This is a genomic window from Sungkyunkwania multivorans (assembly GCF_042675645.1).
GTDB lineage: Bacteria > Bacteroidota > Bacteroidia > Flavobacteriales > Flavobacteriaceae > Sungkyunkwania > Sungkyunkwania multivorans.
In genome coordinates this window covers 903,413-917,827 of the sequence record NZ_JBHTJH010000017.1, presented here as the reverse complement: position 1 = coordinate 917,827, position 14,415 = coordinate 903,413, and the positions used below count along the sequence as shown (strand labels likewise).

12 protein-coding genes and 1 pseudogene are annotated in these 14,415 nt (G+C 42.1%); 7 read left to right on the top strand and 6 right to left on the bottom strand.

Annotated features, from left to right (window positions below; translation table 11 throughout):
* Nucleotides 1-659 (bottom strand): annotated as a pseudogene (locus ACFQ1M_RS15445) (hypothetical protein); the annotation flags it as partial.
* An 871-nt stretch (nucleotides 660-1,530) separates the two neighbouring features.
* Here ACFQ1M_RS15445 and ACFQ1M_RS15440 point away from each other — a divergent pair.
* The 3 genes from ACFQ1M_RS15440 to ACFQ1M_RS15430 are packed head-to-tail and all read left to right on the top strand — an operon-like array spanning nucleotide 1,531 to nucleotide 4,304.
* Nucleotides 1,531-1,701, top strand: coding sequence for a DUF5522 domain-containing protein (locus tag ACFQ1M_RS15440; protein WP_386409802.1), 171 nt, complete (start codon nucleotides 1,531-1,533; stop codon nucleotides 1,699-1,701).
* Nucleotides 1,702-1,708: 7 nt separating this feature from the next.
* Nucleotides 1,709-3,721 (top strand): urocanate hydratase, encoded by a 2,013-nt coding sequence (locus ACFQ1M_RS15435; protein ID WP_386409800.1) that lies wholly within the window; start codon nucleotides 1,709-1,711, stop codon nucleotides 3,719-3,721.
* Nucleotides 3,722-3,740: 19 nt separating this feature from the next.
* A complete protein-coding gene (locus tag ACFQ1M_RS15430) occupies nucleotides 3,741-4,304 on the top strand; it encodes a DUF4136 domain-containing protein (protein ID WP_386409798.1) in 564 nt (187 codons plus the stop codon).
* Between the two features lie 40 nt (nucleotides 4,305-4,344).
* On the opposite strand, the gene ACFQ1M_RS15425 is transcribed toward ACFQ1M_RS15430, so the two are convergent.
* Nucleotides 4,345-4,671 (bottom strand): thermonuclease family protein, encoded by a 327-nt coding sequence (locus ACFQ1M_RS15425; RefSeq protein WP_386409796.1) that lies wholly within the window; start codon nucleotides 4,669-4,671, stop codon nucleotides 4,345-4,347.
* A gap of 178 nt (nucleotides 4,672-4,849) precedes the next feature.
* On the opposite strand from ACFQ1M_RS15425, the gene ACFQ1M_RS15420 reads away from it, so the two are divergent.
* Complete coding sequence (locus ACFQ1M_RS15420; protein WP_386409794.1) at nucleotides 4,850-6,607, top strand: aromatic amino acid hydroxylase; 1,758 nt, start codon at nucleotides 4,850-4,852, stop codon at nucleotides 6,605-6,607.
* A 61-nt stretch (nucleotides 6,608-6,668) separates the two neighbouring features.
* The gene (locus ACFQ1M_RS15415) at nucleotides 6,669-6,980 is read left to right on the top strand and encodes a rhodanese-like domain-containing protein (protein ID WP_386409792.1); all 312 of its coding nucleotides are present in this window, start codon (nucleotides 6,669-6,671) and stop codon (nucleotides 6,978-6,980) included.
* Here ACFQ1M_RS15415 and ACFQ1M_RS15410 read toward each other — a convergent pair.
* From ACFQ1M_RS15410 to alaS, 4 genes are all read right to left on the bottom strand, one after another.
* Entirely contained in the window at nucleotides 6,970-7,671 is a 702-nt protein-coding gene (locus ACFQ1M_RS15410) for a phosphodiester glycosidase family protein (protein ID WP_386409790.1), read from the bottom strand. The two genes, ACFQ1M_RS15415 and ACFQ1M_RS15410, sit on opposite strands and share 11 nt — an antisense overlap.
* Before the next feature lie 39 nt (nucleotides 7,672-7,710).
* The gene (locus ACFQ1M_RS15405) at nucleotides 7,711-8,331 is read right to left on the bottom strand and encodes a DUF4230 domain-containing protein (RefSeq protein WP_386409788.1); all 621 of its coding nucleotides are present in this window, start codon (nucleotides 8,329-8,331) and stop codon (nucleotides 7,711-7,713) included.
* Nucleotides 8,332-8,447: 116 nt separating this feature from the next.
* Nucleotides 8,448-9,362 (bottom strand): GSCFA domain-containing protein, encoded by a 915-nt coding sequence (locus tag ACFQ1M_RS15400; protein WP_386410903.1) that lies wholly within the window; start codon nucleotides 9,360-9,362, stop codon nucleotides 8,448-8,450.
* Between the two features lie 41 nt (nucleotides 9,363-9,403).
* Complete coding sequence (gene alaS, locus ACFQ1M_RS15395; protein WP_386409786.1) at nucleotides 9,404-12,025, bottom strand: alanine--tRNA ligase; 2,622 nt, start codon at nucleotides 12,023-12,025, stop codon at nucleotides 9,404-9,406.
* A gap of 134 nt (nucleotides 12,026-12,159) precedes the next feature.
* Between alaS and ACFQ1M_RS15390 the strand changes: the two genes are divergently transcribed.
* Together ACFQ1M_RS15390 and ACFQ1M_RS15385 are read left to right on the top strand one after the other, a co-directional pair.
* Nucleotides 12,160-13,137 carry a M23 family metallopeptidase gene (locus ACFQ1M_RS15390; RefSeq protein ID WP_386409784.1) on the top strand — a complete coding sequence of 326 codons (978 nt, stop codon included), beginning with the start codon at nucleotides 12,160-12,162 and terminating at the stop codon, nucleotides 13,135-13,137.
* Nucleotides 13,137-14,291, top strand: a complete 1,155-nt coding sequence (locus tag ACFQ1M_RS15385; protein ID WP_386409782.1) for a CapA family protein — start codon at nucleotides 13,137-13,139, stop codon at nucleotides 14,289-14,291. Before ACFQ1M_RS15390 ends, ACFQ1M_RS15385 begins: the two co-directional genes overlap by 1 nt.
* Nucleotides 14,292-14,415: the final 124 nt, after the last annotated feature.

The window sequence follows — 14,415 nt, the reverse complement described above, 5'->3', positions numbered from 1 at the left end:
GCGGAGTCACCGTCGATCCCGTCAGCACCGTCCACTCCATTCGTTCCATCGATACCATCAGCACCGTCAATTCCATTGGCTCCCGCTGGTCCCTGTGGACCTTGAGGGCCTTCCGGTCCTACCGGACCTTGTGCACCGGTTGGGCCTTGTGCTCCTGCCGGACCTTGAATACCCTGTGGTCCAGTTGCACCAGTTGGGCCTGCTGGTCCTTGAACTCCCTGAAGTCCCTGAGGGCCCTGGATACCTTGAGGTCCTTGTGGGCCTGCGGTACCTGATGCCGCATACATTGCAAATGGCACCGCTTGCAGCTTAGATGCCCCTAAAAGAGAATATGAGGTTCCACCAGTAATGTCCGCTGAAATTTCTAGCCAATAATTGGCAGTACTCCAATCTATGGAATTGAAGTTACCCGAAACTATTGTTCCGGCTCCAATTTCTATGGAAATAATTCCATAGTCATTCGAGGGGGTAAGATGCGTCTCTTGATAAACAGAAGTACCAGTAGCGCTCCCTTGATTAATTGAGATTTGCAGACCGATGGCCTGATTTGTAACTAAGTCATTTGAACCATCTCTTATTGCTGCTTGATAGTTGAAAGTTTGGGCACTTAACATCAAACTAAAGAGAAAGAATGATAGCAAAAGTAAAAGCTTTTTCATGCTAATAAATAGGTTAATTATAGATTTGGGTCTTAATTCTATTCAAAATAAAATCATATGCCACGGTGCCGAAAGGCAAAATCTTGGCATGTTATTGAGTCCTTAAAATCATTAAGGACTGGATCAAAAAATACTGGGCTATTTGGTATTTTTCAATCTCAACTATAAAAAGTTCTTGTAAAATTATCGGATTGTCAGACCTATAAATGTATTTGCATAGGTAATTCCGAAAAAGAATGAATAAGTAGCTTTTTTACATAGGTCTCTTTTAAGTTAGTAAAATTTGGGTACCGCAAATATGCTACTTTTTTTTTAGATATGCAACCTCAAAACAAGCTGCATCTCAAGAAGTTTGAGGAGTTATTGAGTCGTGAAAGAGTCTAGCTAAAAAGGATACTAAAATACAATGCGCTACTTATAAATATAAGAGGAAGTTCCAACGAGACCGATGCTTTAGATAATCAAAATCGGTCTCGTTCTTATATGCCTCTCTTTCAAAACTTATGTTTTTATATGCTTTATATGCATTTTGATATTTGATGAGCCCAAAGGTCCATTCAAAGAAATACCAGAGGTAGAAAGGGATTATAAGCAGCTCTAATTGCTGTTTAAGATGTATTCTTTCATGATTAAGCAGGACCAGATCATTTTTCAGAGAACCGTTCTTTAATATAATAAGGGGCCAAAGAGTCAAACCCACGAATCCTTTGGGAAACATATATTTTGAAATCAACACCATATGTTACATGTTACAAATTTGAGGCCAAATTAGCGTACCTTTGTTTAAAGGTCGAAAACACAATACATTATATACGTAAAATAGACGAAATGCGATGTTTTTCGACGAAAATCAGTAGTACGAAGCTAAAATATGATAAAAAAACAAATCCCAGTAGAAGAAGGAGACTACTATCTAACGCCTGAGGGCTACCGCTGTTTTACCGAGCAATATCATCTAAAAAGAGGGTATTGCTGTAAAAGTGGTTGCCGACATTGTCCCTATGGTTATGATAAAAAAAGTGACTCTTTCAAAACTAAATAAGATAACGATGACATTTAGAGAAGAGATATTACAAGGTATTCCTTCAGAACTACCCCAACCGAAACCTTATGATCTCGATATTAATCATGCTCCTAAACGAAAAGAAATCTTATCAGCGGAAGAAAAGAAACTCGCAATAAAAAATGCCTTGAGATATTTTGAACCGCACCATCACAGGGCATTGATCGCAGAATTTGCCCATGAACTCGAAACCTATGGCCGCATTTATATGTATCGCCTCCGTCCTATCCATAAAATATTTGCTAGACCAATCGAAATGTATCCGGCAGTGTCCAAGCATGCGGCGGCCATCATGTTGATGATACAGAACAATCTAGATGACGCGGTAGCGCAACATCCCCATGAGCTTATAACTTATGGTGGCAACGGTGCGGTATTTCAAAATTGGGCACAATATCGTCTAGTGATGCAATATCTTGCGACAATGAGTGACGAGCAGACATTGGTAATGTACTCTGGACATCCTTTAGGATTATTTCCTTCTCATAAGGAAGCGCCGAGAGTTGTAGTCACCAATGGTATGATGATTCCCAACTATTCCAAGCCTGATGATTGGGAAAGATTCAATGCCTTAGGGGTTACTCAATATGGGCAGATGACCGCTGGAAGCTATATGTACATTGGCCCTCAGGGCATTGTTCATGGCACTACCATAACGGTACTGAATGCTGGCAGGAAGATCGCCAAAAATGACGAGGGGCTTGAGGGCAAGTTATTTGTAACATCTGGTTTGGGCGGTATGAGCGGTGCACAACCAAAAGCAGGAAATATAGCAGGTTGCATAACGGTTTGTGCTGAGATTAATCCGAAAGCGACACATACCCGTCATTCACAGGGATGGGTAGATGAGGTAATAGACAACTTGGACGAACTTGCAGAACGAGTAAAAAGGGCAAAAAAAGAAAAAGAGGTGGTCTCCATCGCCTATCAAGGCAATATTGTGGAAGTGTGGGAGTCATTTTATGAGAAAGGGATCTATATTGACATTGGTTCCGACCAAACGTCTCTCCACAATCCATGGGCTGGCGGTTATTATCCTGTTGGTATTTCTTTTGATGAAGCAAATAAAATGATGGCTGATGACCCAGAGAACTTCATGAAAGAGGTACAAGCATCTTTGAGAAGACAGGCCAAGGCAATAAATAGACACACAGCGAAGGGAACCTATTTCTTCGATTATGGAAATGCGTTTCTTCTTGAGGCATCTAGAGCTGGAGCTGATGTGATGGCCGAGGACAAAAAAACCTTTAGATATCCCAGTTATGTTCAAGATATTATGGGACCCATGTGCTTTGATTATGGATTTGGTCCTTTTCGTTGGGTCTGCGCCTCTGGAAAACCCGAGGACCTTGCAAAAACCGATGAGATAGCCTGTGCAATATTAAAAGACATAAAGGAAAACGCTCCCCATGAGATAAAACAACAGATGGCCGATAATATCCGTTGGATACAAGGCGCAAAAGATAACAAATTGGTAGTCGGCTCCCAAGCGAGAATTTTATATGCCGATGCTGAAGGGAGGATCCAAATTGCGCAGGCATTCAACGAAGCGATACACCGAGGAGAAATAGGACCGGTTATACTTGGAAGAGATCATCACGACGTATCTGGAACTGACTCCCCCTACAGAGAAACTTCCAATATCTATGACGGCTCTCAATTTACCGCCGATATGGCCATCCACAATGTTATTGGCGATAGTTTTAGAGGTGCGACATGGGTAAGCATTCACAACGGTGGTGGTGTTGGTTGGGGCGAGGTAATCAACGGTGGTTTCGGCATGATTCTTGATGGTACTAAGGAAGCCTATAAACGCTTAAAATCCATGTTATTTTGGGATGTGAACAACGGAATAGCGAGGCGCAGTTGGGCTAGAAATGATGAGGCGACCTTCGCGATAAAACGTGCGATGAGCGTTGAACCCAACTTAAAAGTAACGTTGCCAAATAAAGTAGATGAAAATCTTCTTAAAGGTTTGGCCGTCAAAAGCGAACATTAACTCAAAAAAAAGCAATACGATGAAAACATTTCGATTATTGATCCCCGTTGCCTTACTCGTACTAGTTAGCTCTTGTGTTTCGGTGCGTGTAGCTACGGACTACGACAGGCAGGCCGACTTTAACGAATACAAATCCTTCGCTTTCTACAAGCCAGGTGTTGATAAGGCCGAAATTTCAGATTTAGACAAAAAGCGAATTCTTAGGGCTATCGAAGCAGAATTGGTAGCGAAAGGGTTTGTAAAATCTAGTGACCCAGATATTCTCGTAAGCATTTTCACCAAGGAAAAGGAGCGTGTCAATGTATACAACAACGCCGGCTGGGGCTGGGGTTGGGGCTGGGGCTGGGGCGGCCCATGGGGACCTTGGGGATGGGGAGGAGGATTTAACTCTGTATCCACTACCACTGAAGGCTCTCTATATATCGACCTTATCGATGCTGATAAAAAAGAATTGATATGGCAAGGCAAAGGTACAGGCAACCTTTCCAGATCTTCGGATATGAATAAAAAAGAAGCCAGGATCAAGGAATTTGTTACCGAAATAATGAAGACCTATCCTCCACAAGTTTTAGCTGCTAATTAAGCAGATTGAAGAAAGGCCTCGAAAACAAAGAGGCCTTTTTCTATACTAGGTAGATCTCTGCATGTCCCTGGGCTACAAGCCAATCATTAATGTTTAGACCCTCGATAACTACCGTAGCTAGATAGCGCCCATATTTGCCTTGCTTATCTTTGTATGTAAACAATTCTACTTCCTTATCCAAAATCATCTCGCGAAGGATATCTCTAACTTTGAGCCCTTCTTCCCTTTGTTCACCTCTTAATTCTGGGGTATCAATTCCATAAAGCCTAAGTTTCATTTCTTGATAATGTAAGAAGCCCAAATCGACAACTGCCGTTATGGTGTCGCCATCATATACATCGATGACCTTTGCCTTGTAGTGATACATCGTAAAAGTTTTTTTTCAATTTAAGTAATTACAGGGGCCTCAGTAGGGTAAATACCCCCTAATTTTGATATCTCCAGCGATAGTAGAATTCTTAATATTCAACATGCTTTTATAATTTTTTTACAAAATTCATTAGGTTCTATTTTGTAATTTTACGAATCACACAATTTATGATAGCATGAAACCCGCATACGAGAGCAATCCGATCATAGACAAGTTGCCGGCTCACCTGAGGCAATTCATCAAACCACAGAACTATGACGACTATTCTGCGATAGATCAGGCTGTATGGCGCTATGTAATGCGAAAGAATGTGGATTACCTAAGCAAGGTGGCGCACGAATCATATGTCAAAGGACTACAGCTCACAGGAATCTCTATCGACCATATTCCAAACATGTATGGCATGAACCGAATTCTTAAGGAAATCGGATGGGCAGCAGTTGCCGTTGACGGATTCATTCCTCCGAGCGCCTTTATGGAATTTCAAGCATTCAACGTACTTGTTATAGCTTCGGACATTCGTCAGCTAGAACACATAGAATATACTCCTGCACCAGACATCATTCATGAAGGAGCTGGACATGCACCCATCATCGCCAATCCCGAATATGCAGAATATCTAAGACGATTTGGCGAGATTGGCTGTAAAGCGATCTCATCTGCAAAAGATTATGAACTATACGAGGCCGTAAGGCATTTATCTATCATCAAAGAAGCCCCTGGCACTCCCGAAGAGGACATTGAAAAAGCAGAAAAGCACATTGAGACACTCCAACAGAACATGGGCGTCCCAAGCGAGATGGCACTCATAAGAAATTTGCACTGGTGGACCGTGGAATATGGTCTTATCGGCACAGTTGAAGATCCTAAGATATATGGTGCTGGCCTACTCTCCTCTATTGGCGAAAGTGCTTGGTGCATGACCGATAAGGTTGCTAAACAACCCTACAATATTGATGCGGCGCATCAGTCATTCGATATTACCAAACCTCAGCCGCAATTGTTTGTGACACCAGACTTTGCCCATCTCAGTTTGGTGCTCGAAGAGTTTGCCAATACGATGGCTTTACGAAGGGGAGGTCTTACCGGTATTCAGAAACTAATAGATTCCAAGGCACTGGGTACGATAGAGCTAAGTACCGGCCTGCAGATATCAGGTGTCTTCAACAAAGTAATATCTAAAGATGGAAACCCGATTTATTTTCAAACTACTGGAAAAACGGCATTGTCCAACAGAGAAAAAGAACTTGTTGGCCACGGCATAGAAAATCATCCCGAAGGCTTCGGTTCCCCGATCGGGAAATTAAAAGGAATCAATCTTGCGATCGAAGATATGAGCCCGAGGGATCTTAGCGCTTATGATATTCATGAAAACGAACACGTTACCTTAGAATTTGAAGGAGGCATTAAAGTTTCAGGTGAAATTATTACTGGGACTCGAAACCTCCAGGGTAAAATTTTATTGATCAGTTTTAAGGATTGTACCGTAACTCATGGTGATGACATCCTTTTCCGTCCAGAATGGGGCATCTTCGATATGGCTGTGGGCAAGGAAATCATTTCGGCATTTAGTGGCCCTGCAGATGTGACAAGTTTTGACCTTGTTACACATGTTCCATCCGAAACAACTATCAAAGTTGACAAATCGCCAGAGCGACTACGCCTAGAAACCTTATATCAGCAAATTAGAGACTATCGAGAGGGTGCCAATCGCACCATCTCCCGCCACAAGGTCTTAGAGGAGGTCATTGAAAACTATCCGAACGACTGGCTGCTTTCTGTCGAGCTTTATGAATTGGCAAAAAATAATGGAGATGATGATTTTGCTAAAGATATTTTTGCACATTTAGAAAGCGTTAAACTTCATCGTCCGGAAATAGGTCATTTGATCGACGGTGGTCTCAAATTGGTCAATAAGAATCAGATTGTATGACTTTTTGATTAAATTAGTCTTACATTCACCATACGATTCTAACCAACCAAACCAATCCATCATGGGATTATTCAGTAAAAAGAACACTTCGTCAGAACAGCGATCGGGTGCTAGCGACAAACTTATCATTGATGTTAGAACACCCTCAGAGTATATTGAAGGACATGTGACCGGCTCGATAAACATTCCGGTACATGAGCTTAGAACGAAAGTTAAGGAACTAGATATCGAAGGAAAATCGATCATCCTCTACAGTGGGAACGGGAAACGAAGTGAACATGCATCATTCATTCTAAAGAGTCTTGGGGTAGATTCTAAAAATGCCGGTGGCTTGAATGACCTTACCAGCAAATTGCGGTCTTCTAATTTCTAGTTTCAGCTATAATAACCCCAAAAGTACCGTCTAATTGCTCCCATCCTTTTGAGGGCAGATATGTTCTGGAAACAAACCCGTCCAAATAAAGGGCATTTAAACAACCATTCAGCTTAAAAAAAGTAGCAAGATCATAGAAGTTGATCTCTTCTTTAGACATTGCGAAAAGCACATGTCCGTTAGGAAGGACCCCAACACCATTTCGTATATGAATATTGCTTGACCCTTGATTGAACTTTGGATGTATCGTTCCATCGATCAATAACATTGGTCCCGATTGTGTAGCATACTCGACATTGTTGTCATTGATAAAAGCATCCGTTCTACATATGACCGGCCTCTGCGCCTTTGTTAGATAGAACACACCATTAGGTTGCATGTAAAAATTGCCACTTGCCTTATTCGTGGTGTCTATTTTAGCCAGTATTCTTCCATTTTCTATATACAATCCTTGCGGCGATCGATCGCTCTTGTACATGCCTCCATTCATAGCAAAAACCAGTTGCTTGTTTTTCTTAGCAACCTCCTGCCGCAAGCTCTGAAAATTTGAATAGTTGATACCATCATTATTCTTCCAGAAAAATCTCAACTCTTGTTTTGCCGGATCAACAGTGTATACCAGCAATCGATCGTCATCATGGATAAGTTGACCAAAACAAGAAAGACCATAGACCAAGAAATAAATGGTCATCGATAGTTGTCTGAAGTAATTTTGCATCACGTATAAAAATCAATCCTTTAATTCAAAATCTTCAAAAAACCTTACTTCCTTAACCGGCCTTTCTTTATATTCTAAGGTCCATCCCATAGAATTGGTAAGTATATAGAATTTTGCAAGTTCGCTCATCAATCGATTCTTCGCATTCTTTTTGAGCACGGAGCTCTCTATTTTTACTTTTAATTCCTCGCGAACCTTCTGTTGTATCTTATTGTAATCCTCCCCCGTAAAAGGATTGAACACGCTCTGATTGATATCGTAAAACTTTATCGTCGGATTGATGTCGACCTCCGCTTCGGGGATAGCAAGGATACGCAATACTTTGTTTTCAGCATCCAGTTCATATTTAAGCTCGCTTAGATCGTAGGCAATTGAAGCGTGAGCATTGATGACCACAAGGGCTTTCTTTTCAAAGGAGACATAATCGCTTAGATACGTCTTTTCGTCAGAGTAGTTATAAACCTCTGAAAAATGTCCCTCGGTAACCACCAATTTTCCCACATTCTCTATCTGCTGCTGTATAAGCTGTGTATTTTCAAAAGAGGTGTTTTCTTCCTCCTTTTGATGTTGCCAATACTGAAAGAATAGCAATAGCAACAAGGTGATGATGATACCAAAAAGGACTTTCCGCATGAATTAAACTTTTGAGAAAGTTACATATTTCTTTTTGGAATTGACAGCTGTACTGGCTCACATCGACATCCTTATTTCCAAAACGTGGAACTGAAAACGCAATTTTTGCCAACCGTTTAGAATACCATATGCGGGAACTGCTCGCGAAGTGCGGTCTTCTTCTTCTCTAGATCGTAAAGAAACTGTTGGTGCTGTTCACTATCAGCATCAAAAGGTCGATGTTGCATTCCCCGCTGAATTTCTTCTACCGCTTTCATCGTATCATTAGCGCCGTGTGCAATCCAAACTTCTTGAAATCGCTCCCAAATATAGTCAATAGCCGTTTGATTGGGATGCAACATATCCGCCTCATAGAAACGATAATCTCGAAGTTCATCCATCATGATCTCGTACGAAGGGAAATATCCTTCGACCATACTCAGGGAGACATCACTATGTATCACTTCATGGATTGCGGTCAGAAGATGCGCCTTACTCCGTTGATTTTCGACAAATCCATCCTTGAGGTGGCGCACTGGTGAAACCGTAAAAATGATCTGGGCGTCAGGACTCACACTTTTGATGAGCGCTGCAATTGCCTCTATACTTTCTTCAATATGCGTTACCGAAAGCAATTCTTTTAAGAATCGTTTTTGAGGTACTTTATGGCAATTGGCTACAAAGTGGTCACTCTCAATATGCCGGTATGCCCAAGAAGTTCCTAGCGTTAGAACAATATGACTGGCCTGATGAAGCATCTGATGCGTCGATGAAATCGCTGTATTCAACTTCTGAAGCAGTTGTTCTTTCGAAACATCGCTCAAAATAGAATGGGCATCAAAGCAATGCCATCTGCCGTTAAGAAAGAAGGTGTCTTTTTCTACAAATTGTTCCTGATTGATCGACCTTGAGATCAATTTTTCAATAGCCAGCGGATGAAAGAGAATTCCGAAGGGGTTTTGAAGCGTTCGAAATTTGAAATAGTTCAATTTCGCCCCAATATTCTCTACGAAACACGAACCCAATAAAAGAACCTTTGAATCATAATCGATTTGATTCTTGGCGGGTCGAAGCGGTATGGTGGTTTGTAGTTTCAGTTCGTCTCTTTCAAATAATCTATGGCCCTTTCCAAAGCTTCCTCGATACCCGCCGGATTCTTGCCGCCTGCGGTTGCAAAGAAAGGTTGTCCACCTCCACCACCGTGGATGTATTTCCCAAGCTCGCGAACGATAGTGCCGGCATGCAATTTTTCTGAAGTAATTTCTTTTGAGATGTAACAGGTTAGAATTGCCTTTTCGCCATCTTGAGTGGCAAAAAGCAAGAAGAGATTTTTCATCTCTCCGCCGAGCTCAAAAGCAAGGTTCTTGATCTGTGCAGCATCCAAATGTACTTTTTTGGCAAGGAAATGAACACCATTCACCTCTTGCAGCTCCTTCTTTAGATCGCCCTTGAGATTCTTGGCCTTCTCCTTCATCAATTCTTCGATCTGCTTTTTTAGCGCGGCGTTCTCATCTTGAAGGATTCCGATGGTGCGAACCGGGTTCTTGGCGTGTTTCAAAGCAGCTTTTACCTCATTAAAGGCCTCTACCTTCTCCACAAAATATTCCTTTGCCGCATCACCGGTGATCGCTTCGATACGACGAATCCCAGCCGCAACTGCGCCCTCAGACTTGATGATAAAATGCCATATATCAGCCGTATTCTCTACATGCGTTCCTCCACACAGTTCCATCGACTCACCAAATCGAATCGCGCGAACCGAGTCTCCATATTTTTCTCCAAAAAGGGCGATCGCCCCTTCGTTGATCGCTTGTTTATATGAGATGCCTCGACGCTCATCCAATGGTAATTGTTCTCGTATCCTGGCATTTACAAACGCTTCGACCTCTTTTAACTGCTCATCGGCAACTTTGCTGAAATGCGAAAAATCGAAACGTAAATAATTGCTGTGAACCATACTACCTTTCTGCTCTACATGCGTACCTAGGACGGTGCGCAAAGCTTGATGCAATAGATGTGTAGCGGTATGGTTCTTGGCCGTTCTGGCACGCTGCTTCTCATCAACAACTGCTTTAAAGGTCCCTTCAACATCTCTTGGTAGACCTTTTGCAAAATGAACGATCAAATTGTTCTCTTTCTTGGTATCGATGATATAAACAACTCCGCCATTCGAAGCTTCTAGATATCCCTTATCGCCAACCTGCCCACCACCTTCAGGATAGAAAGGCGTTTGATCGAATACCAATTGATAGAGTTCTCCTTCCTTCTTACTTTCAACCTTCCTGTAACGTGTGATCTTTACGTCGGCCTTCAAAGTATCATATCCCACAAAGACTTCTTCATCAGTATCATGACAGTGAATCCAATCGCCTGTCGCAACTTTGGTTGCCGCTCGGGAACGGTCTTTTTGCTTTTGTAGCTCAGTTTCAAAGCCTTCTTCATCCAATTCCAAGCCTCGCTCACTAAGGATCAAAGCTGTTAAGTCGATAGGAAAACCATACGTATCATACAATTCGAATGCTTTCTCACCAGACACGACCTTTCCTTTTACATTCTTGATAATATTTTCCAATAGCACCAATCCTTGCTCTAAGGTCCTTAAAAAGGAGACTTCCTCTTCCTTAATTACATTCTCTATGAGTTGTTTCTGTGACTTCAGCTCTGGGAACGCCTCTCCCATTTGCTTGCTCAATGTATGGACAAGCTTGTATATAAAAGGTTCTTTTGTATTCAAAAAAGTGAATCCGTAGCGCACCGCACGACGAAGTATTCTGCGAATCACATAGCCAGCACCTGTATTACTAGGTAGCTGTCCATCGGCGATCGCAAAGGCTACAGCTCTTACGTGATCGGCAACTACACGAATAGCGATATTTATGGTTTCGTCCGTATTATATTTTGAATGTGTGATAGTTTCGATCTCACGGATCAAGGGTGAAAATACATCGGTGTCATAATTAGATCGTACGCCTTGAAGTACCATACAAAGACGCTCAAATCCCATGCCCGTATCGATATGTTTTGCAGGCAACTCCTCTAGACCACCATTGGCCTTGCGATTATATTGCATAAAGACCAAGTTCCATATCTCTACGACTTGTGGGTGATCCATATTCACAAGGTCCTTACCAGGTGTCTTCGCCTTTTCTTCGGCAGTGCGGATATCTACATGGATCTCGGAGCATGGGCCACACGGTCCCTGATCTCCCATCTCCCAGAAATTATCTTTCTTGTTACCCATCAAGATCCTGTCTTCTGCGATGATGGCCTTCCAAAAATCATATGCTTCCTGGTCCATCGCAAGCTTATCGGCGTCATCACTTCCTTCAAACACCGTTACATACAGATCATTTTTATCGATACCATAAACTTCTGTCAACAATTCCCACGCCCAAGCAATGGCATCCTTCTTAAAATAGTCCCCAAAGCTCCAATTGCCAAGCATCTCAAACATGGTGTGATGATAGGTATCCTTCCCTACTTCCTCAAGGTCATTGTGCTTACCACTTACACGAAGGCATTTTTGAGTATCGGCGATCCTGCTATACTTCACCTTCTTATTACCTAAGAAAAACTCCTTAAAAGGAACCATTCCTGCATTGGTAAACATTAAGGTTGGGTCATCTTTTAAGACCATTGGGGCAGAAGCCACGATTTGGTGCTGCTTCCCTTCAAAAAAACTTAAAAATTTGCTTCGTACTTCTTTGGATTGCATAGCGGTGAAGTTGCCTAAGTTTACGTTAAAGTTGACATCGTTACAAAACAATTTCTATCTTTGTTCGTTACCCAAACTGTCAACTCTATTTTTTCAATTTATTTAGAAAGGCAAAAATAGCACATTTTTAACGTATGTCTAAGGTAAAATATTATTACGATTCCGACACTTTGTCTTATCGAAAGATAGAGACCAAGAAGCAGCAAAAAGCGCGTAATATCTTTTTGCTTTTGCTTGCTACTGGGCTCTTGATCTTTGGAGGTTGGTTCGCAATCTCCAACAGCGGTATTTTTCCTAGCCCGGTCGAACTAAGACAGGCACGTGAGATCGAAAATCTGAAGCTTCAGTATGAGTTTTTGAATAAGAAGATGGATCAGATAGATGCGGTTGCCGAAAATCTCCAAGAACGAGACAACAATCTATATCGTATTTATTTTGAGGCAAATCCGATCCCTGATGAACAGCGAAAAGCTGGATTTGGTGGTATCAATCGTTATAAAGATCTCGAAGGAGCAGACAATTCGCCATTGATCATCAACACGACAAAGCGGCTGGAAGAACTTCAAAAACAATTGGTGGTACAATCCAAATCCCTTGATGAGATCAAAAAGCTTGCGGACGATAAAGAGGCACTATTAGCTTCGATTCCTGCGATACAGCCGATAAGAAATTCTGACCTAACGCGCATGGCCTCTGGTTATGGTTGGCGTAGCGACCCGTTCACGAAGGCGAGAAAATTCCATTATGGCATGGATTTTACCGCACCAAGGGGAACACCGGTCTTTGCTTCGGGCGATGGGGTGATCAAAAGGGCTGACAATCGTTCTTCTGGCTACGGAAAGCACATCCGACTAGATCATGGTTATGGCTACATGAGCTTATATGCGCACCTTAGCAAATACAACGTGAAAGTTGGACAAAAGGTGGAACGTGGTGACATCATTGGTTATGTAGGTAGTACTGGTCGATCTCAAGCACCACACTTACATTATGAGGTGTTCAAGGATGGTAAAAAGATCAACCCGATCAACTTCTATTACGGTAATCTTACGGCCGAGGAGTTTGCTGCCATGTTGAAAATCGCAAATCAAGAAAATCAGTCTCTGGATTAATGTTGAAGTATTTCTTATTTATTGCTGCACTTTTCATGGCGTCAATGGTCGGTGCACAAAACGCCCCTACCCCAAAAGAAACAAAAGAACTGCGCACCATAACGGATACGCTGCGCATATTTACCAGTAAAAAGCTGAGGGTGACACCCATCACCTATCAAAAAGAAGTGACGCTAAAGATCGATACCCTAAGCTTTATGGCCGTCGGAGACATCATGATGGGCACTGATTTCCCCGATGCAAGCTATTTGCCCGAAAAGGGAGCATACCCTTTTCAGAAAGTAGATTCTGTATTTAGGAAAACGGATATACTCTTTGGAAATCTAGAAGGCACGCTCACCGACGAAGGGGAAAATGCGAAACACTGTAAAGACCCGAAGAAGTGTTATTCCTTTAGATCTCCAGAATATTTAGGGAGTCATTTGCAAAGAGCGGGCTTTGACGTAATGAGCATCGCAAACAATCATATTGGTGATTTTGGAGATGTTGGCATTAGCAATACCATCAGCACATTGGATTCTTTGGGCATCGCCAATGCTGGAGTCTATGATAAAACATTCACAACCTTCACCAAAGATAGTATCAAATATGGATTTTGTGCTTTTGCCCCTAATACCGATACACCGAAGATTCAAAACTATAAAAAGGCCATAGCACGCGTAAAAATGCTTAAAGACAGTTGCGACATCGTCATTGTTTCCTTTCATGGAGGCGCTGAAGGTACGGATCATCTAAATGTAACGCGGAAGACCGAAAAATTCTATGGTGAGGATCGTGGCAATGTCTACGAGTTTGCCCATAAGATGATCGATGCCGGAGCGGACATCATCTTTGGACACGGTCCGCATATAACCCGAGCCGTTGAAGTCTACAAAAATCGTTTTATCGCCTATAGTCTTGGAAATTTCTGCACTTACAAGAGATTTAACCTCAATGGCGTTAAAGGATATGCTCCTATCGTAGAAGTACGCACGACGAAAGACGGTATATTCTTGGAGGGTAAGGTGCATTCGGCCAAACAATTGGATGGTGTGTATCCTTTTATGGACAAAAAGGAAGGCGCCTTGTCGGAGATCAAACGTCTGACAGCGATGGATTTTCCCGAGACTGGACTCATCTTTACCGAGGATGGATACTTCAGGTTACCCAATTGATCTACCTAACCTATCCTTTCCTGCGGTCAAATAAATATTCTTTCAAATGCATTGCTCAATAACTGAATGCTCTTTAGTCTGAATTTCTGAGCACTTCACGCAGAAATAAGAGGCTGTTTTTAAA